This is a genomic window from Salinicola salarius (assembly GCF_002179555.1).
Lineage (GTDB): Bacteria > Pseudomonadota > Gammaproteobacteria > Pseudomonadales > Halomonadaceae > Salinicola > Salinicola salarius_A.
Map to the genome: position 1 here is coordinate 1 of NZ_NHOU01000100.1, position 1,546 is coordinate 1,546.

A 1,546-nucleotide genomic window follows, 5' to 3' on the forward strand; every position below is an offset into this window, starting at 1 on the left:
GTAACTATTCAGGTCACGCTGCCTGATCCAGGCCGTCCCGACGCATGAATTCGGGCACTTCACCGGCAAACAACTGTTCTAGTGCGGTGTGCGCTGCCAGGCCCTGCTTGACCGCCGTCGAGAGGAAGCTGCGCATCCGGCAGAAGATCTCGGCACCTTCCCAGGAGCGGAAACAGCCTGAAATCTTCTGCTGGACCTTGGTCATCCGCAGGTCACGCTCCCCTTGGTTATTGGTGAAGGGCGCGGCGGGGTCGTCGAGGAAACGCAGCACATCGTCCTCGTACGCCTGGAGACGTTCGAGCAGGTTACGTGCCTTGGTACGTTTGGCACGACCGCGCTTTCCCGGTGGTGGTGGGATCGGTGGCGGACACTCGGTCTCACCCTCTGTCAGGCACTGCCGATAGCGGACTCGCCAGCGTTGCGCCTCTTCGGGCGAGAGCGTGCCACCGGCAGCGTCAACGGCCTGATGCATCTCCAGCAGCAGATCATGCAGCGCCTTGGCCCACTTTTGGTGGTCATTTTCCCAGGCCGCAGTCAATTCACGCAGGTGATGGGCGTTGCAAAGTGCGTGGCGGCAATCCGCGTAGCGGTAGTAAGGCTTCCAGTGATCATGCACCAGCACCCCCTGGACATAGGGCAGGATGCCGATGGCATCCATGGCCTCCTGACCTCGCTTGGCGTGAGGCGCCAAGTAGGTCAGGGCGTCATTCGAGGCGCTGTGCAGCCAGTAGCGCTTGCCGCCGACCTGCATCCCGGTCTCGTCGGCATGCACGGTCGCGGCTTGCCTCAGCGCCGGGATCGCCCACTCGGCAAACGCCTCGGCGCGCTGATAGGCCTCTTGATTGAAGGCGAACAGCGTGCCGGTGCTCAGCGATAGATCGCACTGTGAGGCCAGCAGCGCCTGGATGCGGGCATAGGGCAGCAACTGATACTGCGAGAGATAGACGACATGCGCCTTGAGACGTGGGCCATACTGGATCGGGCGGGTCACGCCGTCGGGAAACGGCGCCACATGGCGCCGCCCGAGATCGTCCTCCAGCACCTCGGCGCGATACTCGGTGACGACGGCCTGGATCACGATGTCTTGCACCTGGCGCGTTTCGATGCCGACCGAGCGATAGGTGCGCCCTTTGGGCAAGGTGCGGCGATCGACGCGCAACGACACGATCTCGTCGGGATCGGTGACCGGCGCCAGCGTCTTGCCTTCGTGACCCGGTTGCCCGCCAGGGCGACGCTCGCCCTTGGCCCGGGAACGGCGTTGGCGGTTGGGGTCTTGTGACGGCGGCTTGCTGCTGTTGCGGCTGCTGGTGGCCAGTCGGTCGGCCATCAGCTTGACCAGCAGCATCAGCACGTCGATGGCAGCACGCAAGGAAGGCGAGACCGTGTGGTCTTCCTTGAGCTGCTGCCGGACCCGTTCCAGGGCCTCGTCGACGTTGATATCGCTGATGGTCATGTCACCGCATAGACGTGCCGAAGGATCAGGCACACTATGCCAAAAAAATCAGGTGGTTGGCGACATGCCATCCGCAGCCACCTGAATAGTTAC

At 63.2% G+C, this 1,546-nt stretch carries 1 protein-coding gene; it reads right to left on the bottom strand.

Annotated elements, in window-relative coordinates; translation table 11 throughout:
* Positions 1-13: 13 nt before the first annotated feature.
* A complete protein-coding gene (gene tnpC / locus CCD76_RS19290) occupies positions 14-1,453 on the bottom strand; it encodes an IS66 family transposase (RefSeq protein WP_023004967.1) in 1,440 nt (479 codons plus the stop codon).
* Positions 1,454-1,546 lie beyond the last annotated feature (93 nt).